The organism is Epilithonimonas pallida (assembly GCF_900182975.1).
Lineage (GTDB): Bacteria > Bacteroidota > Bacteroidia > Flavobacteriales > Weeksellaceae > Epilithonimonas > Epilithonimonas pallida.
Genome location: NZ_FXUO01000002.1, coordinates 385,474 through 406,623, shown reverse-complemented (window position 1 = coordinate 406,623; position 21,150 = coordinate 385,474). Strand labels below are relative to the sequence as shown.

Below are 21,150 nucleotides of genomic sequence, written 5' to 3'. Positions count from 1 at the left end.
TAAATTATAATATTAAGATTTTGTTTTAGTGGTGCAAAATTATATATAAATCATTATCAGACGGTTACAATCAAACTTTTTAACGATTTTTTAGGAGACTTTAACTTGATTTCGTGGGTATTTTTAGATTTTTATTAAGAACTTCTTATGAAAACGAATTTTAAAGTGATAAATTGCATTAAACTTTCTGAATATGTCAATACTTACAATTACGGGACTGAATTTGGATATCGCATGGAAAAATAAGGAAGAAAATTTCAAAAAAATTGAAAATAAATTGGCTTCAGTGGAAGCAGATCTATTCCTTTTACCAGAGATGTTTTCTACCGGATTTTGCATGGAAGCCGAAGAGGTGGCAGATAGAAATGAGGAGTCTTTAATCTGGATGAAATCTTTTGCTAAAAACAAAAATTCAGCAGTTGCAGGAAGTGTTTCTGTGGAAGACAATGGTAAATTCTATAACCGGTTTTATTTTGTTTTTCCTGACAGCAGTTTTGAATACTACGACAAAAGACATTTGTTTTCTTATTCTGGAGAAGATAAAATTTACACTGCCGGAACAGAGCGAAAAATTATTGATTACAAAGGATTTAAAATTCTTTTACAGGTTTGTTTTGATCTGCGTTTTCCGGTTTTCTCAAGAAATCAGAATGATTATGATGCCGCTTTATATGTTGCTAATTGGCCAAAATCCAGAATTGATGCCTGGAAATCACTTATAAAAGCGCGTTCGATTGAAAATCAGGCTTTTCTTTTCGGATTGAATCGTATCGGAACAGACGGTTATAACCTTGAATATGAGGAAAGTTCAATGGCTTATTTTCCGGACGGAAGAGAAATATCGGAAAGAAAAAGCGACCTCATCACAACTGAATGGAATCTGGATGAATTGAAGGAATTTAGAAGCAGGTTTCCTTTTTTAAAAGAGCGAGATGAGTTTGAAATTATTCCTTAGTTTTGTAAAAAAATGCTTTCAGCAATGAAAAACATCTTTACATTATTCTTTTTAAGTTTTATTCTATTTTCTTGCTCAAGAGACGACGAATCAACAACAATTTCCGCAGAAGAATATCCTTTGGTTACGAAACTAAACGTAGGCTTTTCAAATGGCTACAACTCTGACAATAATTTTTATTTCGATTATGATAGTAATAATCGCTTAATCAAGAAAAAAGGTGGCTTTTTACAACTTAGCGGAGGCACAGGTTATAACGGTTTTTTCACAGATAAATTGTTCACTTCTTTAGTTTATACTAATAATAAAGTTACCGTTGAAAATTTTTCATCTTCAGACGAATTTAATCCCCTGAAAGACACAAAATATTATTTTTTGAATAATAATAATCAAATTATTCAAAAGGAAATTCCATCTGTCTACAATAACCATCAAGACAGGAAGCAGTCATTTAGCTATTCAAATAATCAACTCGTTGAAATAAATACAACGTTTCCTAATATGCCTTATTATCCACCAGACGATTACATAGAAACTTATCTCGAAAAATTCTATTACGATACCAAAGGTAATCTGACAAAATCAGAATACTTTGAACAGAGAAACGGCATAAACAAAGGAATAAAAATCATTAGAACATTCGGAGACTATGATAATTCTTACAATCCGTTTAGAAGACTTTATTTATTAGACGAATATTTTTATCGAGCAATATCTAAAAATAATTATAGAAAATATAATGAGGTTAAGTATAACGAATTTGGTCAAATTACTTCAAATATAGAACAAACTTGGACTTTCAACTATGACAATAGCGGAAATATAATAATCAATTAGAATACTGCTCCAGCAAACCAACCAAAGAGTTCACATCATGAACACCGCTTTCTTTCCAAAGCAACTCTCCGTTTTTAAAAATTGCTAAAGTCGGAACACCACGAACTCCGTTATCCGCAGCTATTGACGGAAACTGATCAATATCAATTTTTACGATTCTTGCTTTCTCTCCAACTTTTTCTTTTACAGAATTCAAAACGGAAGACTGAACTTTGCAAGGCTGACACCAGGTTGCGAAAAAATCAACGAGAACAGGACGTTCGGATTGTATGAGTTCTTGAAATTTCTGTGACATAACTAAGACGTTAGAAGTTAGATTTAAGGTATTAGATTCTTCGGCAGGCTCAGAATGACATGTTAAAATTTATTGTCAGGCTGAAGTTCAAGCCTTTTTTAATTCTATAAAGTTTTACTTTGACAAACAAAATTACTCAAGGGAAATTTTCCTGTTTTCTTAATCGCATTGAACCCGCCATCAATCTCGGTGAAGTTTCTATAACCTCTTGCCTGTAAAATACTTGCCGCGATCATACTTCTGTAACCACCGGCACAATGGATATAAAAATGTTCAGAATTGTCCAAAGAATTCACCCAGTCATTGATATAAGCCAAAGGCTTGCTGTAAGCTTCATCGATATGTTCGGCTTCGTATTCCGTTTCCTTTCGGACATCGATAACTTTTACACCTTCAGAAAACTCATCAGCAAATTCTTCTACAGAAATTCTTTTGATCTCGTCAGTTTCTTTACCGGAGTTTTTCCAGGCTTCGAAACTTCCCTTCAAATAGCCTAAAACATTATCAAATCCTACTCTGCTTAGTCGCGTGATCACTTCTTCCTCTGTACCTTCGTCAGAAACCAAAAGAATCGGCTGTTGAACATCAACAATCATCGCTCCAACCCAGGGTGCAAAATCGCCTTTGATTCCAATGTTGATAGAATTCGGAACAAAACCTTTATGGAAATTGGCTGCACTTCTTGTGTCCAGGATCAAAGCCCCGGTTTCTTCCGCCGCCGTTTCAAATTCCTCAACAGACAATGGATTATTACCTTTTTTCAGAACCTGGTCAAAACTTTCATAACCGCCTTTGTTCATTGCGACATTCATCCCGAAATATTTTGGTGGTGCAGTTAATCCGTCAAGAACTTCATTAATAAAAGATTCTTTATCAGGTTGATTCAGTGCGTAATTCGTTCTTTTTTGATTCCCCAAAGTATCTACTGTTTCCTTCTGCATATTCTTTCCGCAAGCAGAACCGGCGCCGTGGGCAGGATAAACCGTGATCGAATCATCCAAAGGTAAGATCTTGCTGTGAAGACTTTCATATAACATTCCGGCCAAATCTTTTTCAGTAATCTCACCCGCTTTCTGTGCAAGATCCGGTCTGCCGACATCACCCAAAAACAAAGTGTCACCGGAAAAAATTGCCGTTTCCTTCCCATTTTCATCAATCAGAAGATAAGTCGAGCTTTCCATCGTATGTCCAGGCGTATGAAGAACTTTGATTTTGATTTTTCCTATCTTAAACATCTGATTGTCTTCTGCTATAATGGCATCAAATTCCGGCTGAGCTGTCGGACCGTAAACAATGGGAGCACCGGTTTTCTTGGATAAATCCAGATGTCCCGAAACAAAATCAGCGTGAAAATGGGTTTCAAAAATATATTTGAGCCGAACCTGATCTTTATCCAAACGGTCGAGGTAAGGCTTAACCTCTCGCAACGGGTCAATAATTGCTGCTTCGTTTTCAGAAACAATGTAATACGCTCCTTGCGCAAGACAACCTGTGTATATTTGCTCAACCTTCATTTTACCAATAGAATTAATTCAAACTTTTATTTTAGAAATTGTTTTTGTTATTAGCTTTAATAATACAAATATGAGATTATTTGGAATAACTATAAATAAATCCTGAAAGATATTATTAATAACCCTGATTTGATTTCAAACATTTGTTCAATTTCCGCAGGTGGATAAGCAAAAAATGAGCCGAAGATTACCGATAATAGATGACTTATAGCAGGCTTTGAAGTTTAAAAGTTACATTAAATTCAAAATTTCTATTTTGCTTAAAATCATTTTTATTAATTTTATTTGATCAAAATAATTAATATGATTCTGAATCCTGTTGACGTCGTAGAACACATTGATAAAGAAGATTTTCAAAAGAAATATTTCAAACCGCACAGACCGCTTTTGATAAAAGGTTTTGCAAAACAATGGGGCGCTTACGAAAAATGGAATCTGGATTATATCCGTGAAAAAGCCGGTGACCAGGTTGTTCCCATCTATGACAACAAGCCCGCTGATGCCAATAAAAGCTCTGACACACCGGCAACCAAAATGAAGATGAAGGATTATATTGATATTATCAAAAGTAAACCTTCTGACCTCAGGATCTTTTTTTATATCATCACCGACAGGTTACCGGAATTGCTGAAAGATTTCACTTATCCGGATCTGGGAATGAAATTCTTCAAACGACTTCCCACGCTGTTTTTCGGAGGAAGTGAAGCACATGTTTTGATGCATTATGATGTGGATTTAGGAGACTTTTTCCACGTGCATTTTGGTGGCAAAAAAAGAATTTTACTCTTTGACCAGAAGCAAAATGAACTACTTTATAAAGTTCCATTGTCTGTCCATACGATAGAAGAAATTGATTACGACAATCCTGATTACGAAAAATATCCTGCTTTGAAATATGCAACCGGAACCGAAATCATGATGGAACACGGCGACGCTTTGTTCATCCCTGGCGCTTTCTGGCATTACAACCGTTATCTTGAGCCAGGCTTTTCTCTATCTATCAGAGCATTACCTAATCGGCCTTCAAAGTTTCTGAGTATGCTTTATCACGTTTTCATTATGCGATATACGGATAAGCTGATGCGAAAAATCTTCAAGGCAAAATGGGTGAAATATAAAGAAGAATGGGCTTACCGGAAAAGCTCCAAAGCTCTGGAAAAGTTTAAGAAAAAATAATTTTCAGCGAAACATCCTTCTTTTTTCTGGCTATTAATTTCGTATTTTAGCGCTTCTAAAATTCAGACAATTGGCAAAGAAAGAAACTCCATTAATGACGCAATACAATACGATTAAGGCGAAATATCCTGATGCATTATTGTTATTCCGTGTTGGGGATTTCTACGAAACTTTTGGGCAAGATGCGATAAAAACGTCGCAGATTCTTGGAATCGTTCTTACCAAAAGAGCCAACGGTGAAGGTCATATTGAACTGGCTGGATTTCCGCATCATTCTGTGGATTCTTATTTGCCCAAACTGGTAAGAGCTGGAATGCGTGTTGCTATTTGCGACCAATTGGAAGATCCAAAAACTGTAAAAGGAATCGTAAAACGTGGCGTGACAGAATTGGTGACGCCTGGAGTTACGTTCAACGACCAGGTTCTGACTTCTAAAAAAAATAATTTCCTGCTTTCTCTTCATAAGGAAAAAGAAAAATACGGGATGGCACTTGTGGATGTTTCAACAGGTGAATTTCTCGTGAGTGAAGGAAATCTGGAAAAATTACTTCACATCGTTCATACTTTTGACCCGAGCGAGATTATCTATCAGAGAACTTCTGAGATTCCAAGTCAGCTGAAAAATAAAAATGTTTTCAAGCTGGAAGACTGGGCGTTCAAATATCCTTACGCATACGAAAAACTGATTTCCCATTTCAAAACGCAATCTTTGAAAGGTTTCGGGATTGAGGATTCTAAGTTAGGAATTACAGCAGCAGGCGCTATTTTCGCTTATTTGGTAGAAGATACACATCACGCATTGTTGCAGCACATTACCAAGATTCAGCTTATTCCGCAGGATGATTATCTGATGATGGATAATTTCACATTGAGAAATCTGGAAATTGTTTATTCTGCCAATCACAATGGAAAATCACTTTTAGACATTATCGACAAAACCTGTACGCCGATGGGTGGAAGATTGTTGAGGCGACGGCTGATTTTACCTTTAAAGAACATCAGCGACATCAACAGAAGATTAAGCCTGATTGAATTTCTGAATAAAGAAGATTCTTTGAAATACGAGATCAAAGATCTGTTGAAAGGCATCTCGGATTTGGATAGATTAATTGGAAAATTAGCCGCTGAAAAGATTTCACCGAAAGAATTAGGTTATCTCCGTCAGAGCATCATTAATATTAATGAAATCAGAAAACATATTCTGAGATTTCCGGATGTTCTGGCCTGGATCGACCCTTTCATCAATCTTGAAGAATTAATTACTTTGATTAATGAGCATCTGAACGACGAGCTTCCTGTGAACATCAACAAAGGGAATGTTATTAGAGAAGGAATTTCGGAAGAATTGGACCATTTAAGAAATCTTCAAAGCAAAGGCCGTGGTTTCCTGGACGAAATGTGTCAGCGTGAAATCGAAAGAACCGGAATCACAAGTTTGAAAATTGATTTCAATGGTGTTTTCGGCTATTATATCGAGGTTAGAAATACGCATAAAGACAAAGTTCCGGAAGATTGGATCAGAAAGCAGACTTTGGTTAACGCCGAACGTTATATTACCGAAGAGCTGAAAGATTATGAAAACCAGATTCTTGGTGCAGAAGAGAAAATTGGAAAATTAGAATTGGAACTTTACAGAAATATCTGTGAAAATGTTCTGATTTATATTGACCAATTACAGGAAAATTCAAAACTGGTTGGTGAACTGGATTGCGCCGTTGGTTTGTCTGAATTATCGGTTGAAGATAATTACACAAAACCGATTCTGAACGAGTCTTTCTCAATTGATATTCAGGAAGGGCGACATCCGATCATCGAAAAGTCATTACCTCTTGGCGAATCTTACATCCCGAATGATGTTTTTCTGGACAGAGATTCTCAGCAGATCATAATGGTAACCGGACCGAATATGGCGGGTAAATCAGCAATTCTGAGACAAACTGCGATTATTTCTTTGTTGGCTCAAATTGGAAGCTTTGTTCCTGCAAAACACGCTGAAATTGGAACTTTGGACAAGATTTTTACAAGAGTTGGTGCAACCGATAATTTGTCCGCAGGCGAATCGACTTTTATGGTTGAAATGAATGAAGCAGCGAATATCCTTAATAACATCTCCGACAGAAGTTTGATTTTGCTGGACGAAATCGGACGTGGAACTTCCACTTATGATGGTGTTTCCATTGCCTGGGCCATTGCGGAATATCTTCATCAACATCCAACGCAGCCAAAAACATTGTTTGCAACACATTACCACGAACTGAATGAAATGTCTGTTAACTTCGAAAGAATCAGGAATTTCCACGTGTCAATTCAGGAAGCGAAAGGCAATATTATTTTTCTTAGAAAACTGATTTCCGGAGGAAGTGAACATAGTTTTGGTATTCACGTTGCGAAGTTAGCAGGAATGCCTTCTAAAGTTGTGAATCGTGCAAATGAAATTCTTAAAACTTTGGAATCCAGCAGAGCAACGCAAGATTCCGGAGAGAAAATAAAACGTGTAACGGAAGAAAATCTTCAGCTTTCATTTTTCCAATTAGACGATCCAGTTCTAGAAAATATCCGTGAAGAATTGACGAAAATTGACATCAATACTTTGACACCAATTGAAGCTCTGATGAAACTGAATGCTATTAAGAAGATGATTGGAAAGTAACTATTTCACGCCAACCGTATCCGCTTTTTTTGCTGGTGAAAGTGCTGCAGAATCAACGCCTTTGTTTCTCATATGTTCTGCGCTGTGGTCGGTTTTTCTTTTGTCCCGTTTGTCTTTATCAGGAACGCAACTGATGATTAATGATGATAATATGCCGATAAATAATAGCTTTTTCATAACAATAAGATTTTGGTTAATATTTATTTTCAAAAATTGAACCGAAAAATTATTTGTTAAAGGTCATTGTTAGTGGAATTTTAAATCGGCTTCTTACAATATTCCCATCAATACGTGCAGGCTTCCATTTTGTTTTTATTTTTGAAATAGTTCTTGAACCGGCTTGTGAAAAAATGAACCTATCCAAACCGAAAAAATCTTTGCAATTGAATCCACAATCAAAATGAAAAAATAAAAAAATCGAGGTAATAATTGCCTCGATTTTTTGTTTTAGTTTAAAAACAATTCCGTGAAAATTAATTTCAAATTCGATTACAAAAACTTACTGATTGCCATTGTAATATTCTTCATTGAAGTTCTCATCGCTACAAAGCTTAAAGAATGTTTCTTTGTAAGAGCTTATTTGGGCGACGTTTTCGTAGTGATACTGATGTATTATTTCATCAAAGCATTCTTCGATTTCGATTCAACAAAGCTGATTGTTGGAATCTTTATTTTTTCCTGTCTGATAGAGTTAGCCCAGTATTTTCACTTTGGAGAAATATTGGGTTTCAAGAACAATCGGATCATGATGATTGTTCTTGGCAACTCTTTCAGTTGGCTGGATATCCTTTGTTATTTTGCCGGATGTGTAATTTTATTTTTAATCACAAAGATTAAATCGGAACAAAAATAACAGCAGCAACTGCAGCAGCAACGATTAGAATAGACGCAAGAACATCCGGTTTTTTGATTTCGCGGACTTCACTTTTGTCGATTTCCACCATTTCTCCGGCTTTATTTTTTCCATAAATTTTGGTAGCATCTATTTTTAGAACTTCTAATTTCTGAGTTTTAGCATCCTTGGTTTGGATAGAATATTTTTTATAAAGTTCTAATGAATTGTCGTACAAAGGTTTGTTTGGAGACACAACAGTTGTCTTGCACGAAACCAACAGAAAAAACACTGATAAGGCCAATAATCTGATAAAACTTTTAGGATATTTCATTATGATAAAAAATTATTTTCAAATTTAGGTTAAATATTTAATTATTGAGAATTAAGATTTTGTGAAATCAACCAAGCTTCGCTCCAGCAAGCCTGAAAATTAAATCCTCCTGTAACTGCATCTATATCAAGAACTTCGCCAGAAATATAAAAATCAGGCAAAATTTTGGACGACATATTCTTAAAATTAATTTCTTTAAGATCAACACCTCCAGCCGTTACAAATTCGTCCTTAAAAGTTGATTTTCCCGAAACTAGTAATTTTTTCTGACAAAGTGTTTCTAAAATTAAAAACATTTCTTTTCCGGAAAGATTAGCAATCTGTTTCTCGGGATTAATCTGACTGATTTCCAGAATCTTGTTCCAAAAACGATTCGTTACATCAAATATTTTCGACTGACCGATTGATCTTTTAGGATTTTGATTTTTGAATTCTTTCAACTCTTCTTCCGCATCAGAAATTGGCTTGGAAATAAAATTAACCTCTATTTCAAACTGATACTTCAACTTTGCAAGAGTTCTAGCTTCCCAAGCAGAAATTTTTAAAACAGCCGGTCCGGAAAGTCCCCAATGTGTAATCAACAACGGTCCGGATTCTTCCGTTTTCAAACCGGGAATTCTTATTTCTGCATTTTCAAAACTGGTTCCCGGCAAATCTTTAAGCAAATCACTTTTGATATTGAACGTGAATAACGACGGAACTGGTTCCACAATTTTGTGTCCAAGATTCTCAATAATTTTCAAAGACTTGGGCGAACTTCCTGTTGTATAAATCACAATATCTGCTGCAAAATCGCCTTGTTTTGTTTTGATGATATAATTCTCGTTTTCCTTGACAATTTCGGTAACAGAAACTTGATTTTTAACTACAAAGTTTTTATTTCGGACTTCATTGATCAAAGCATTCATAATACTTTGTGAAGAATCGGACTCAGGGAAAACTCTGTTATCTTTTTCGATTTTCAACGGAACATTTCTGGACTCGAACCAATCCATCGTATCGCCGGGTTGGAACTTGGTAAAAACACTCAGTAATTCACGATTGCCTCTGGGATAAAATTGAGTCAATTCTCTTGGCTCAAAACATGCGTGCGTTACGTTGCATCTTCCGCCGCCAGAGACTTTCACTTTTTGCAAAACATCAGAATTTTGCTCCAGAATGATAACGTCATATTTGTTTTCATCTAGATTTGCAGCAGTAAAAAAACCGGCAGCACCTCCACCTACAATTATTATTTTCTTTTTTTCCGACATAATTTAAAACTTATTCGAACCCGATTATGTCGCTCCTCCGGAGCTCTCATAAGAGTGGTGTTACTATCGCTACAAACATATCGCATCTCCGATACTTTATATTCGATGCACAAAATTACATTTTTAATATCCACCTCAAATAGTTAATTTTGAAGAATATTAAAATCGAAAAAAATGTCTGTTTATTACCATAAATTTGAAGTGAGGTGGAGTGATATTGATGCGAATCGTCATCTGGGAAACTCAACCTATGTTGATTATTGTTCCCAAACTAGAATGGCTTTCCTTAATAAAAACAAAATCGGATTGACTCAGCTCAATCGTTGGGGTGTTGGTCCGGTAATGTTGCACGAGCGCTATTCTTTCTTCAAAGAAATCTATGCGGATCAGACGGTTTTTGTAGCTTTGGAAGTTGCTGCTTTGTCAGAAGACGGATCAATTTATCAGTTCGTTCACAAATTCTATCTTCCAGACGGAACGCATTGTGCGACAGCTGAGGCAACGGGCGTTTGGATCGATATGATGTTGAGAAAAACGACAACGCCGCCAGATGATATTATGGAAGTGATGAACGAGTACAAATCTGAAAATGTGCAGACGATCTCAAAGGAATATTTGAAAACACTACCTTTCCGACCGGAGAACATAGACGTTTCTCGTTTAGAAAACTTTAAATAAATTTTTACATTAATGATATTAAGCTTGTATCATTAATCATTTATAATTCATCATTAATTAAAATTATGCTCGAAGATAAATCTCAAGAATTAACGCCTATTTCCAAGTTGGGAGAATTTGGTCTGATAAAACATTTGACCGAGAATTTCCCAGTTGTTCAAACCTCAACCAAAGTTTCTATTGGTGATGACGCTGCTGTTATTGATTCTGAAAATCAAAAAATGGTGATTTCAACCGATATGCTGGCGGAAGGTGTTCATTTCAATTTAGGCTATGTTCCTTTGAAACATTTGGGCTATAAAGCGGTTGTTGTCAACCTCAGCGATATTGCTGCGATGAATGCTACACCAACTCAAATTTTGGTTTCCGTTGCTGTTTCCAACCGTTTCCCGGTTGAAGCTTTGGAAGAAATCTATGCCGGAATTGCTTTAGCTTGCAACAGATACAAAGTGGACTTAATTGGTGGAGATACAACGAGTTCCAATGCTGGCCTTGTGATTAGCGTTACAGCGATTGGCCTTGAAAATGAAGAAAAAATTGTTAAAAGAAATGGTGCAAAACCGAATGATCTTTTAGTTGTAACAGGAGATCTTGGTGGTGCTTATCTTGGACTTCAAATTTTGGAAAGAGAACATTCGGTTTATTTGGCAAACCCCAATATGCAACCTGAAATGGAAGGTTATGATTATATCCTTGAAAGACAACTAAAACCCGAAGCAAGAACAGACATCAAGAAAAAACTGGAGGAATTGGATATTCTGCCAACTTCTATGATTGATGTTTCTGACGGGCTAGCTTCGGAGGTTTTACATTTGTCGGATCAGTCCAAGGTGGGATTCCATTTGTACGAAGAAAAAATCCCGATGGATGAATCAACCATTCACACCTCAGAAGAATTCAACCTGAATCCGGCAATGGCTGCTTTGAATGGTGGAGAAGATTATGAATTATTATTCACTATTGCTCCTTCGGATTTTGACAAGATCAAAAATCATCCGGACTTTACAATTATTGGTCATGCAACCGGAGATGAAAAAGGTAATTTCCTGGTTGCAAGAGGTTCGAACCAACTGATTCCGTTAACAGCACAGGGCTGGGATGCATTCCTGAACAAAGAATAGTTTTTGGAATAAAACTTGTAAAACACATTTATATTTAAAAAATAAACGATGAAAATTTTTAAAATTTCAGCAATTCTAGTTACTGCTTTAGGAGTAACTGGTTGTGTAACCAATCCTATTACAGGAAGATCTTCAATCCAGATCGCTAATAATTCTGAAATTGCAACTGCTGCTGCATCAGAATATAAGACAACGCTTTCCAAAGCAAAAGTTATAACCGGAACGGCAGATGCCAACCGGATAAAAAATGTTGGTGCGCGAATCAAAAATGCGGCTTACGCTTATTATAAGAGTATCGGACGAGAGTCTGCTTTGGCAGGTTATAGCTGGGAATTCAACCTTATTCAGGACAATCAATTGAATGCCTGGTGTATGCCTGGTGGAAAGGTTGCGTTTTATACAGGAATTATGCCTGTCTGCAAAGATGATAATGGTGTTGCTGTTGTAATGGGACACGAAGTTTCTCATGCTTTAGCTGGTCATGGCAACGAAAGAATCTCACAGGCAATGCTGGCACAATATGGAGGCAGCCTTTTAGGTGGAACAATGTCCAATAGCCAATGGGCAGGTGTTTTTGAGAAAGTATATCCAATCGGCGCTCAGGTCGGTCTGTTAGCTTATGGTAGAAAACAAGAGTCTGAAGCGGATGAAATGGGGCTTTACCTGATGGCAATGGCTGGTTATGATCCGAGAACGGCAACTTCTTTCTGGCAAAGAATGGAATCATCTTCTACAGGCAGCAGAACTCCGGAATTTTTATCAACACACCCTAATCCGCAAAACAGAATCGCAGACCTGAATGCCGATATGCCAAAAGCTTTACAATATTATAAAGCCGCTGGTGGCAAACTGTAAACTTTTTTAGTTAATTTAGAATCAAATTTAAAACTATGAAAAGTTTAATAGTAATTGGATTGGTATTATTTGGTCTCGGTGCGCTATTATTTTATCTTAATGATATGGCCATTGATCTCAGAGTCGTTTACGGTTCTCTTTCTGGAATTGGAATTGGGCTGATTATTGGTGGATTAGTCGGGTATGTCAGCAAAGGTAATGCTGTGAAAGAAGCAAAAATCCGGCAAGAATTCAAGCAGCTTCAGAAAGAAAAAGCTGAGTTGGAAAAACAGAAATTAGAAAATAACTTCAACAATAACCTTTAAAGGTTTCTTATAAACTGGCCTGGTGTTGTATTAGTATATTTCTTAAATATCTTATTGAAATAAGTGATATTATTAAAACCTGTAGCATAGCAGCTTTCTGCTATGCTTTTTTCTTGCGACAGCAAGATGCAGGCCTTATCAATTCTGTATCGGTTTACAAATTCTACAAAAGTTAACGAGGTTGCCTTTTTGAAGAAATTACAAAAGGCAGGCTTCGTAAGATTGGCTAAATGCGCCGCCTGCATTATATCAATTTCATTCTGGTAACCATTTTCAACATAAGTGAAAACAGCCTCCAATCTTGTCCTGTTTCTTGAGACGATAGTATAAGGCATCACTTCTGTATTCATCAATTCAAAATCTTCTGTTTTTGAAAGATCAAAAAGAATCTCCAGAAGCAAGAGGTAGCGTTTATAGCCTTCTGCTCTTGCTACTTCCTCTAATTTAGGAAATAATTCATTCTTTATCTTTGACGAAAAAAGAACACCATATCTGGAGATTTCCAATAGTTTTTTTATTGAATTGGTATCCGGTTCTCCTTCCGGCAAAGACAAAATATCTTCCTTGAACTGGATAACTATTTCTTCGTGCGGGTCTGTAGCATTAAGCCCAAAGCCGGAATGAGGAATATTAGAGCCGATCAAAGCCAAAGCCCCGTCTTCAAAATGACTTTTGTGATACCCAACGTGTCTTGTTCCTTTACCATTTTTAACACAAACAATCTCAATCTCAGAATGATAGTGATATTGCCAGTTAAGTTCCGAGATCGGAACATCTTTAATATGCAACACACGGAAAGAGCTGTTTTCGTCCGGAGAAATATGTTCAAGTGTAACCTTCATTCAAGTTAATGTTCTTTTAAAGCAAAAATAAGCAAAACATATTAATATTGTTCAATCTTTCATTTATTATGTTAAACATTTGTTGAATAAAAGCTTATATTTTCGTACTACAAAATCTTTCTCATACATGAGGATTTTTTTGTGAATTTTTAAGGTCTATATATGAAGAAGGCTGGAAACATGTTTCCAGCCTTCTCATATTTTGTAAACTCCGGCTATTTGAAGTTATAACCGATACCCAGAATAAACATGCTTGGGCGGTTATCGTATCTGATTTCTTCTCCTGATACATTACTGATAAACTTTCTTGTATCTTTAGAAAAAGCGCCTTCAAACCTTGCATTAATTACAAATTTTGATAATGTAGCCTGTGCACCAAACTGATAACCTACAGTAAATTCTTTTGTAGCATTTTCCTTAAAATTTGCGAATGTGTTATCTGTTGTAAGATTATAAGAGGCGACCGGACCTGCAAAAGCAGCCAGTTTTCCTAATAGGAAATTGTGTCCTATCATTACCGGAACATCAATTCTATTGCTTTTTGCTTCAATATTAACATTTCCTTCTGTTACTGTTGCAGCGGTAGCTTCATTCTTGATAGAGGTGTAATAGATCTCAGGCATCACAAACCATCCTCCTACCGGAGAACCGATCTTAAATGCAAGACCAGCATTGAAACCAGTATTTTCTTTCTCTCCATTTATAGTTCCTTTAAAATTATCCCAGCTAGCTGAAGATGTATTAAAAAGCGCATTGGCTCTCAACCCCACAGTTACTTGCGAATAAGCCATTATTCCTAAAAACACAGCCAGTGTACTAATTAGTTTTTTACTCATTTTTCTTTTTGTTTTATTGTTATGTTCGTGAATCTTAAATTTCATTGTCTCCCGGTTTATTATTATTGTGAGTTAAGCTCGTCTGATCATTTTCCAGCATGAATTCTCTCAGTTGTTTAAATAGCTCTGATGAATAAACGAAGTCTAAAAGATTTTTATTTTTCGCCGTTGCCAGGATGTCTTTATTTCCTTCCCATTCTTTGATTCCTAACCTCAGGTAAAGGATTTTCTCACCAATCGTCATCACCGAGTTCATATCGTGTGTATTGATGATCGTTGTTGTATTGTATTCTTTTGTAATTTCTAAAAGCAGGTCGTCTATAACATTGGACGTGTAGGGATCCAGCCCCGAATTGGGTTCATCGCAGAAGAGGTATTTCGGATTGTTGACAATAGCTCTGGCAATAGCCACTCTTTTCTGCATCCCTCCAGAAATCTCGGACGGATATTTTTTGTTGGCTTTATCAAGATTAACCCTACCTATTACCTCCAGCACTTTTCTTTTCTTTTCACGATAAGTCAGATTGGTAAACATATCCAACGGGAAGCTGATGTTTTCTTCCACAGTCATAGAATCGAATAAGGCACTCCCCTGGAACACTGTTCCTATCTCTGAACGTAGTGCCAGTTTTTCTTCTCTTGACATGGTCACGATGTCTCTTCCGTCAAACAAGATGCCTCCACTTGAAGGCTCATATACATTCAGAAGGCATTTCAGAAAAACCGTTTTTCCGGATCCGCTTTGTCCTATAACCAGATTAACCTTACCTGTATCGAATGTTGTCGAAATCCCTTTAAGAACCTCAACTTCATCAAAGCTTTTTCTTAATTCTTTTACTTCTATCATTAGCTTAGGAGCATCTGGGTTAATAACAAGTTCATAATAATCACTGCAATCATAGTCCAAACTACTGCTTGTGTGCTGGCACGTCCCACTTCCAGGGATCCTCCTTTTACATTATATCCGAAATAAGCAGGAATCGTTGCAATTAAAAAAGCAAATACTGCCGTTTTCAGAAAAGCATACCAGATGAAATAAGTCGGCATATACATCTGTACTCCTGTTATATAATCTGCTTTTGTCCAGTTTCCTGTTGCAACACCGGCAATATAACCACCCCAAATCCCCACAACGATACTAATTGCGATCAAAATAGGATTGAAAATAACACTGGCTACAATTTTGGGAAGGATTAAAAAGTTAGGGGAATTGACACCCATGATGTCTAATGCATCAATCTGCTCTGTAACGCGCATAGTTCCAATACTGGAAGCGATATAAGACCCGACCTTTCCTGCCAGAATTACCGAAATAATTGTAGGAGAAAACTCCAGGATCAGTACAACTTTGGTAGCGTAGCCCACAAAACTGTTAGGAATCGGAAATGATGATGCATCAAAATTATTATACATCTGGATGGCTACAACCGCACCTACAAAGAAAGAAGTGAACAATACCAATCCGAAGGAGTTAACTCCAAGATCGTAAAATTCTCTTACCAGAAGCTTCATATAGACATTCCTTTTCTGCGGTCGGCTTAGCGCTTTTCCCAACAACAAAAAATATTCTCCAATTGATTCAAAAAATCGTTTTAACATACGGCTAAATTAGTTCTTTTCTGATAAATATCAGCGTGCATTTTTATCGCCGACAATAACTAAGAAAATTGTTTTCAGAATGATAACAATATCCATACTAAAACTCCAGTTTCTTACATAAAATGAATCTGCAAGGATTCTTTTTTTCATTCCGAGATTCATATCGCCTTCATCCCCTCTTAACCCGCTAACCTGCGCAAGGCCGGTGATTCCTGGTTTTACCATACTTCGGAGACTGTATCTGCTGATTTTCGGCTTGTAAAAATCGTCAACCAAAAGCATATGAGGCCTGGGTCCTACAACAGACATATTGCCTTTCAGCACATTAATGAATTGCGGCATCTCGTCCAGACTTGTTTTTCTCAATAATTTTCCAATCCTGGTAATTCTCACATCATCGCAGTCCGTTGTTTTTTCAGCAGACTCATTGTTGACCTTCATTGTTCTGAACTTCAGGCAATCAAAAACTTCATCATGATACCCATATCTTTTCTGAACAAAAAACACAGGACCTTTTGATCCGTCCATTTTGATTAACAATGAGATAATTGGAAACAGCCACGAACAAATCCCAATCAAAACAATCAATGAAAATAAAATATCGAAAAGCCTTTTTATAGTAACATTTGTGAAAAAATCCAGCGGATATTTGGCCTGGGACAAAACAGGAACGGTTTCTATATAGTTGAATTCATATTCAAAAAACTGATTCTGAATAATATTCGGAACCAATGAGATTTTCACTTTGTTAAGTTCTGCCTGGCGGAAAAGGTCGTCCTCAAAAATTTTATCCAAGCTATGTTCCGAAGGAATAAAAATCGTATGAATACCATTATCTTTCCAGAACTCTATAATTTTTGGCAGATCGTAATTATCTTTCGGATAATCATAAATTCTAAATCCATAATCTTTACGTTGATTGATGATATCACTTAAAACTGTAGAAGAAGCACTTTCGCCAATGAACATAACGTTTCTGTGGTTTTTTCCGATACTTCTGATATATTTTAAAAGGAAATAGATAAACGTTTTAATCGGGATTACAATTAATAACAGAATGCCTGCAAGATAGAAGCGCTCTGTTTTCAGAAAATCATTATTACTCACTTTCCCCAGCATAATGACACCTATGAAAAAGAAGAAAACGTGGATAAGAATTCTTTCCAGATATATCGTATAAGTAACGTTTCTCGGAATGTGATACAACCTTGTTCTTCCGCTCAGCAATATCCAAAAAAAACAGAGTAAAAGAATGGATAAGATATTTTGTTCCAGCGATTCCGAATCATACTTAACCTCGAAATTTCTCCAATAATAAATTATAAATACCGATGATACCAGAATCATATCCAGTAAAATCACAAATACTTTGAAATATCGGGAGTAACGTAACCGCTGCATGAATCAAATTTAAGGAATATTTAGATATTTATGCGTTTGGATAGAAGATCGCCATTCCGGGTGTTCCAGAATGAAATCTGTAATTTTTGGATACATCGCATCACGCTTGCTCCACTCGCTCTGGAGATAAAGCACACATTGATCATTGGTTTTGGCCTGTTGTTCCTGAGCAAATTTAAAATCGTTATTGTTGAAAATAATCATTTTCAATTCGCTGGCTTTCTGATAAATGTCTTCCAGAGGCAATCCTGTTTTCTTTGGAGACAGGGTAATCCAGTCCAGATGACCGCTCATTGGATAAGCGCCAGACGTTTCGATATGAATCGTGCAACCTAACTCTTTCAGTTTAGAGGTCAGAATCTCCAGATTCCACATTAGTGGTTCTCCCCCTGTCAAAACAATGGTTTTACAATATTTTGCTGCCGTTTCCGCAATGGTTTCTGCCTCCATCAATGGATGTAGTGTCGGATCCCAGCTTTCCTTCACGTCACACCAATGGCAACCCACATCGCATCCGCCCAAACGGATGAAATAAGCTGCTTTCCCTGCATGAAATCCCTCTCCCTGAATAGTGTAAAAATGCTCCATCACCGGGAGCATTTTACCTTCTTTTAATAATAGATCTTCTTGTTCCTTAGTCATTATAAACCGAAGTTTTATAGGCAATGATGGTATTTTTCATCAGCATGGCACGCGTCATTGGACCTACTCCACCGGGAACCGGCGTAATCCAACTCGCTTTTCCTTTACAGCTGTCAAAATCCACGTCACCTGCGAGATGATAACCTTTTTCAGAATCATCATCTACCCTGGTAATCCCGACATCTACGATGACAGCACCTTCCTTGATCATTTCTCCTTTCAGGAAATTCGGATCGCCCAAAGCTGTTATCACGATATCGGCTTGTTTTGTATATTCTTCTATATGTTCTGTGTAAGAGTGTGTCAGCGTTACGGTAGAATTTCCAGGGAAATCTTTTCTTCCCATCAGGATGCTCATTGGCTTCCCAACAATCCTGCTTCTACCGATGATAACACAGTTCTTACCTTTGGTTTCGATGTTATATCGTTCCAATAATGTTAATATTCCAAATGGCGTTGCCGGCAGAAAGGTATCCATTTCCAGGGCCATCTTTCCAAAATTCTCCGGGTGAAAGCCATCCACATCCTTTCTCGGGTCAATTGCCATAATGATCTTTTCCTGATCAATCTGTTTTGGCAAAGGTAGCTGAACGATGAAGCCGTCCACATCTTTGGATTTGTTCAGTTCATCAATCTTTTCCAATAGTTCCGCTTCCGAGACCGTGCTTGGAAACTTCAGTAATGAAGAACTGAATCCCACTTCTTCACAATCTTTCACTTTGCTGTTCACATAGGCTTTGCTGGCGCCGTTATTCCCTACCAGAATTGCTACCAGATGTGGTGCTCTTCTTTTGTTGGCAAGGATTTTTTCCACCTCTTCCTTGATTTCAGCCTTTACTTCTTTTGAGACCTTCAGTCCATCTAGAATTTGTGCCATTTTTCTTTCTTTTTACTTTTTAGATTTATTTGAAAAAATGAAATGTTCCTTTCCCAACATTCCATCCTTATAATTTTATCGGTTTGATTTGTAGTAATTAATCAATCCGTTTGTAGAACTGTCGTGTGTTTTGATTTCTCCTTCTGATTCTAATTCCGGAAGAATCTTGTTTGCCAAAACTTTCCCCAGCTCAACTCCAAATTGGTCAAAGCTGAAAATATTCCAGATGACACCCTGAACGAAGATCTTGTGCTCATATAAAGCAATTAATTGCCCTAACGTAAATGGTGTTAATTCTTTGAACAGGAAAGAATTGGTTGGTGTATTACCCGCAAATATTTTATAGTTCAGAAGTTTTTCAATCTCCTCTTCTGTTTTTCCTGACGACATCAGTTCCGCAAAAACTTCTTCCTTTGTTTTTCCGAATGCCAAAGCTTCGGTCTGGGCAAAGAAATTCGCTAATAAAATATCCTGATGAACACCTACTTCATTAGGTGATGTTGCGTAAGCAATGAAATCTGCCGGAATCAATTCGGTTCCCTGATGGATCAGTTGATAGAATGCGTGCTGACCGTTGGTTCCAGGTTCTCCCCAGATAATGGGGCCTGTTTCGTATTCTACAAACTCGCCATTCCTGTCCACGGATTTCCCATTACTTTCCATATCGCCCTGCTGCAGATAAGCTGAAAAACGGTCAAGATACTGGGAGTAAGGTAAAATCGCATAAGTGCCTGCTGCATAGAAATTACGATACCAAACACCCAAAAGTCCCATCAAAACAGGAACATTTTCTTTAAAATCTTTGGTTTGAAAATGAACATCCGTATCATAGGCGCCTTTCAATAATTGCTCAAAATTATCGTAACCCACTGATAAGACGATGCTTAATCCGATCGCGCTCCAAAGCGAGTAGCGGCCGCCAACCCAATCCCAGAATTCGAAAATGTTCTCTTCTGCAATCCCGAATTTTTTAACCGCTTCTATATTGGTCGATAATGCTACGAAATGTTTGGCAACATCTTCATTCTTAGCACCTGATTTCAGGAACCATTCTTTGGCGGAATTCGCATTGGTCATAGTTTCCTGGGTTGTAAATGTCTTGGAAGCCACAATGAACAAAGTCGTTTCCGGATCAAGATCTTTAACAACCTCAGCCATATGATTTCCGTCTACATTGGAAACGAAATGAACTTCAAGTCTTGTTTTGAAATGCTTCAAAGCAGAACATACCATCACCGGACCAAGGTCCGATCCCCCGATTCCGATATTAACCACATCCGTGATTTCTTTACCTGTAAAACCCTTGTGAGAACCGGAAATCACCGATTCTGAAAAAGCTTTCATATGCGCTAAGACCTTTTTGATGCCTGGCTTGATGTTTTTGCCATCCACCAAAATTTCTTTATCGGAAAAGTCTCTCAAAGCGGTGTGAAGAACGGCTCTATCTTCGGTCTCATTGATTTTGTCACCGGAAAACATTTTACCAATTGCTTCCTTGAGCTGCGTTTCTTCTGCTAATTGCAGCAATAATTCGAGCGTTTTGCCATCCACCAGATTTTTAGAATAATCGAAAAGATAATTTTCTGTCTCTAAGGAAAACTCCTGAAAACGATTCGGGTTATACTGGAACAAAGTTCTCAATTCGAAATCATTGTTGGCAAATTGCTGGTCAAGGGCTTTCCATGCAGAAGTCTGAATAGGATTTATTTTTGGTAACATCTTTCAAGGTTTTAATTAAAATTAATCTTACAAGAAATTCTAATAAGACCTGCAAATTTAAGAAAAATAAGCCAGTTGGTTTTATTTCTTTTTTAACATAATATGACAACTTTGGCATTCTTCGCATAGCACGCACGCTCTGCCAATGGCTTGCTCCGGTATATACAACTATTATACAATTACAAACCATGGTCATCATCTGATAGAATATACTCTTATCGTCCGATAAGAGTAAGGCTTATGCCTCGATAAGAGTAAGACTTATCGTCCGATAAGAGTGAGACCTGCCGTTCGACAGGACTTGAATGGATGTTCGAATACTATAATAAAAGAGTACCGGTCCCGATACTTTATTTATGAACTTGTTTTAGATGTTATTGCCATAATAGTCTGGTATTGATAATCAATACTATTTTCATTTACCAACTT

At 37.0% G+C, this 21,150-nt stretch carries 22 protein-coding genes; 9 read left to right on the top strand and 13 right to left on the bottom strand.

Going from position 1 to position 21,150, the window contains the following annotated elements:
• The first annotated feature begins 193 nt into the window (after positions 1-193).
• Together QOL71_RS05065 and QOL71_RS05060 are read left to right on the top strand one after the other, a co-directional pair.
• Entirely contained in the window at positions 194-955 is a 762-nt protein-coding gene (locus QOL71_RS05065; RefSeq protein WP_283415881.1) for a nitrilase-related carbon-nitrogen hydrolase, read from the top strand.
• Positions 956-979: 24 nt separating this feature from the next.
• Positions 980-1,792 (top strand): hypothetical protein, encoded by an 813-nt coding sequence (locus QOL71_RS05060; RefSeq protein WP_283415880.1) that lies wholly within the window; start codon positions 980-982, stop codon positions 1,790-1,792.
• On the opposite strand, the gene QOL71_RS05055 is transcribed toward QOL71_RS05060, so the two are convergent.
• Both QOL71_RS05055 and QOL71_RS05050 read right to left on the bottom strand, forming a co-directional pair.
• Positions 1,785-2,087, bottom strand: a complete 303-nt coding sequence (locus QOL71_RS05055; protein WP_283415879.1) for a thioredoxin family protein — start codon at positions 2,085-2,087, stop codon at positions 1,785-1,787. The two genes, QOL71_RS05060 and QOL71_RS05055, sit on opposite strands and share 8 nt — an antisense overlap.
• Positions 2,088-2,191: 104 nt before the next feature.
• Positions 2,192-3,601, bottom strand: coding sequence for an MBL fold metallo-hydrolase (locus tag QOL71_RS05050; protein WP_283415878.1), 1,410 nt, complete (start codon positions 3,599-3,601; stop codon positions 2,192-2,194).
• Between the two features lie 303 nt (positions 3,602-3,904).
• On the opposite strand from QOL71_RS05050, the gene QOL71_RS05045 reads away from it, so the two are divergent.
• Together QOL71_RS05045 and mutS are read left to right on the top strand one after the other, a co-directional pair.
• The gene (locus QOL71_RS05045; protein ID WP_283415877.1) at positions 3,905-4,777 is read left to right on the top strand and encodes a cupin-like domain-containing protein; all 873 of its coding nucleotides are present in this window, start codon (positions 3,905-3,907) and stop codon (positions 4,775-4,777) included.
• 94 nt (positions 4,778-4,871) lie between these two features.
• Complete coding sequence (mutS, locus tag QOL71_RS05040; RefSeq protein ID WP_283416063.1) at positions 4,872-7,427, top strand: DNA mismatch repair protein MutS; 2,556 nt, start codon at positions 4,872-4,874, stop codon at positions 7,425-7,427.
• Here mutS and QOL71_RS05035 read toward each other — a convergent pair whose 3' ends face one another.
• Positions 7,428-7,604 (bottom strand): hypothetical protein, encoded by a 177-nt coding sequence (locus QOL71_RS05035; RefSeq protein WP_283415876.1) that lies wholly within the window; start codon positions 7,602-7,604, stop codon positions 7,428-7,430.
• A gap of 289 nt (positions 7,605-7,893) precedes the next feature.
• On the opposite strand from QOL71_RS05035, the gene QOL71_RS05030 reads away from it, so the two are divergent.
• Positions 7,894-8,280 (top strand): ribosomal maturation YjgA family protein, encoded by a 387-nt coding sequence (locus QOL71_RS05030; RefSeq protein ID WP_283415875.1) that lies wholly within the window; start codon positions 7,894-7,896, stop codon positions 8,278-8,280.
• Here the strand turns inward: QOL71_RS05030 and QOL71_RS05025 are convergent.
• Together QOL71_RS05025 and QOL71_RS05020 are read right to left on the bottom strand one after the other, a co-directional pair.
• Positions 8,261-8,593, bottom strand: coding sequence for a bacteriophage spanin2 family protein (locus tag QOL71_RS05025; RefSeq protein ID WP_283415874.1), 333 nt, complete (start codon positions 8,591-8,593; stop codon positions 8,261-8,263). The two genes, QOL71_RS05030 and QOL71_RS05025, sit on opposite strands and share 20 nt — an antisense overlap.
• Positions 8,594-8,634: 41 nt before the next feature.
• Positions 8,635-9,846: a BaiN/RdsA family NAD(P)/FAD-dependent oxidoreductase gene (locus QOL71_RS05020; protein WP_283415873.1), complete on the bottom strand. Its 1,212-nt coding sequence runs from the start codon at positions 9,844-9,846 to the stop codon at positions 8,635-8,637.
• Between the two features lie 174 nt (positions 9,847-10,020).
• On the opposite strand from QOL71_RS05020, the gene QOL71_RS05015 reads away from it, so the two are divergent.
• The 4 genes from QOL71_RS05015 to QOL71_RS05000 all read left to right on the top strand — a co-directional run bounded on the left by QOL71_RS05015 (position 10,021) and on the right by QOL71_RS05000 (position 12,805).
• A complete protein-coding gene (locus tag QOL71_RS05015) occupies positions 10,021-10,524 on the top strand; it encodes an acyl-CoA thioesterase (protein ID WP_283415872.1) in 504 nt (167 codons plus the stop codon).
• Between the two features lie 65 nt (positions 10,525-10,589).
• On the top strand, positions 10,590-11,645 hold the full coding sequence (gene thiL / locus QOL71_RS05010) for a thiamine-phosphate kinase (RefSeq protein WP_283415871.1): 1,056 nt from the start codon (positions 10,590-10,592) through the stop codon (positions 11,643-11,645).
• A gap of 48 nt (positions 11,646-11,693) precedes the next feature.
• Positions 11,694-12,500 carry a M48 family metallopeptidase gene (locus tag QOL71_RS05005; protein ID WP_283415870.1) on the top strand — a complete coding sequence of 269 codons (807 nt, stop codon included), beginning with the start codon at positions 11,694-11,696 and terminating at the stop codon, positions 12,498-12,500.
• Positions 12,501-12,535: 35 nt separating this feature from the next.
• Complete coding sequence (locus QOL71_RS05000; protein WP_283415869.1) at positions 12,536-12,805, top strand: hypothetical protein; 270 nt, start codon at positions 12,536-12,538, stop codon at positions 12,803-12,805.
• Here the strand turns inward: QOL71_RS05000 and QOL71_RS04995 are convergent.
• The 8 genes from QOL71_RS04995 to pgi all read right to left on the bottom strand — a co-directional run bounded on the left by QOL71_RS04995 (position 12,802) and on the right by pgi (position 20,721).
• Positions 12,802-13,647, bottom strand: coding sequence for an AraC family transcriptional regulator (locus QOL71_RS04995; RefSeq protein WP_283415868.1), 846 nt, complete (start codon positions 13,645-13,647; stop codon positions 12,802-12,804). The two genes, QOL71_RS05000 and QOL71_RS04995, sit on opposite strands and share 4 nt — an antisense overlap.
• Before the next feature lie 215 nt (positions 13,648-13,862).
• Entirely contained in the window at positions 13,863-14,483 is a 621-nt protein-coding gene (locus tag QOL71_RS04990; protein WP_283415867.1) for a hypothetical protein, read from the bottom strand.
• Between the two features lie 34 nt (positions 14,484-14,517).
• Positions 14,518-15,330 (bottom strand): ABC transporter ATP-binding protein, encoded by an 813-nt coding sequence (locus tag QOL71_RS04985; RefSeq protein ID WP_283415866.1) that lies wholly within the window; start codon positions 15,328-15,330, stop codon positions 14,518-14,520.
• Complete coding sequence (locus QOL71_RS04980; protein WP_283415865.1) at positions 15,330-16,082, bottom strand: MlaE family ABC transporter permease; 753 nt, start codon at positions 16,080-16,082, stop codon at positions 15,330-15,332. Before QOL71_RS04980 ends, QOL71_RS04985 begins: the two co-directional genes overlap by 1 nt.
• 30 nt (positions 16,083-16,112) lie before the next feature.
• Positions 16,113-17,483: an exopolysaccharide biosynthesis polyprenyl glycosylphosphotransferase gene (locus tag QOL71_RS04975; protein WP_283415864.1), complete on the bottom strand. Its 1,371-nt coding sequence runs from the start codon at positions 17,481-17,483 to the stop codon at positions 16,113-16,115.
• Between the two features lie 9 nt (positions 17,484-17,492).
• Positions 17,493-18,125, bottom strand: coding sequence for a 7-carboxy-7-deazaguanine synthase QueE (locus tag QOL71_RS04970; RefSeq protein ID WP_283415863.1), 633 nt, complete (start codon positions 18,123-18,125; stop codon positions 17,493-17,495).
• Entirely contained in the window at positions 18,118-19,002 is an 885-nt protein-coding gene (locus QOL71_RS04965; RefSeq protein ID WP_283415862.1) for a bifunctional 5,10-methylenetetrahydrofolate dehydrogenase/5,10-methenyltetrahydrofolate cyclohydrolase, read from the bottom strand. The genes QOL71_RS04970 and QOL71_RS04965 overlap by 8 nt, the downstream gene beginning before the upstream one ends.
• Before the next feature lie 75 nt (positions 19,003-19,077).
• Positions 19,078-20,721 (bottom strand): glucose-6-phosphate isomerase, encoded by a 1,644-nt coding sequence (gene pgi, locus QOL71_RS04960; RefSeq protein WP_283415861.1) that lies wholly within the window; start codon positions 20,719-20,721, stop codon positions 19,078-19,080.
• Between the last annotated feature and the right edge of the window lie 429 nt (positions 20,722-21,150).

Coding starts and splice junctions, on each gene's coding strand:
- QOL71_RS05005 (WP_283415870.1), top strand. CDS start 11,694: ATGAAAATTTTTAAAATTTCAGCAATTCTAGTTACTGCTTTAGGAGTA.
- QOL71_RS05000 (WP_283415869.1), top strand. CDS start 12,536: ATGAAAAGTTTAATAGTAATTGGATTGGTATTATTTGGTCTCGGTGCG.
- QOL71_RS04985 (WP_283415866.1), bottom strand. CDS start 15,330: ATGATAGAAGTAAAAGAATTAAGAAAAAGCTTTGATGAAGTTGAGGTT.
- pgi (WP_283415861.1), bottom strand. CDS start 20,721: ATGTTACCAAAAATAAATCCTATTCAGACTTCTGCATGGAAAGCCCTT.
- QOL71_RS05015 (WP_283415872.1), top strand. CDS start 10,021: ATGTCTGTTTATTACCATAAATTTGAAGTGAGGTGGAGTGATATTGAT.
- QOL71_RS04995 (WP_283415868.1), bottom strand. CDS start 13,647: ATGAAGGTTACACTTGAACATATTTCTCCGGACGAAAACAGCTCTTTC.
- QOL71_RS04980 (WP_283415865.1), bottom strand. CDS start 16,082: ATGTTAAAACGATTTTTTGAATCAATTGGAGAATATTTTTTGTTGTTG.
- thiL (WP_283415871.1), top strand. CDS start 10,590: ATGCTCGAAGATAAATCTCAAGAATTAACGCCTATTTCCAAGTTGGGA.
- QOL71_RS05055 (WP_283415879.1), bottom strand. CDS start 2,087: ATGTCACAGAAATTTCAAGAACTCATACAATCCGAACGTCCTGTTCTC.
- QOL71_RS04990 (WP_283415867.1), bottom strand. CDS start 14,483: ATGAGTAAAAAACTAATTAGTACACTGGCTGTGTTTTTAGGAATAATG.
- mutS (WP_283416063.1), top strand. CDS start 4,872: ATGACGCAATACAATACGATTAAGGCGAAATATCCTGATGCATTATTG.
- QOL71_RS05060 (WP_283415880.1), top strand. CDS start 980: ATGAAAAACATCTTTACATTATTCTTTTTAAGTTTTATTCTATTTTCT.
- QOL71_RS04965 (WP_283415862.1), bottom strand. CDS start 19,002: ATGGCACAAATTCTAGATGGACTGAAGGTCTCAAAAGAAGTAAAGGCT.
- QOL71_RS05050 (WP_283415878.1), bottom strand. CDS start 3,601: ATGAAGGTTGAGCAAATATACACAGGTTGTCTTGCGCAAGGAGCGTAT.
- QOL71_RS04970 (WP_283415863.1), bottom strand. CDS start 18,125: ATGACTAAGGAACAAGAAGATCTATTATTAAAAGAAGGTAAAATGCTC.
- QOL71_RS05065 (WP_283415881.1), top strand. CDS start 194: ATGTCAATACTTACAATTACGGGACTGAATTTGGATATCGCATGGAAA.
- QOL71_RS05025 (WP_283415874.1), bottom strand. CDS start 8,593: ATGAAATATCCTAAAAGTTTTATCAGATTATTGGCCTTATCAGTGTTT.
- QOL71_RS05020 (WP_283415873.1), bottom strand. CDS start 9,846: ATGTCGGAAAAAAAGAAAATAATAATTGTAGGTGGAGGTGCTGCCGGT.
- QOL71_RS04975 (WP_283415864.1), bottom strand. CDS start 17,483: ATGCAGCGGTTACGTTACTCCCGATATTTCAAAGTATTTGTGATTTTA.
- QOL71_RS05045 (WP_283415877.1), top strand. CDS start 3,905: ATGATTCTGAATCCTGTTGACGTCGTAGAACACATTGATAAAGAAGAT.
- QOL71_RS05035 (WP_283415876.1), bottom strand. CDS start 7,604: ATGAAAAAGCTATTATTTATCGGCATATTATCATCATTAATCATCAGT.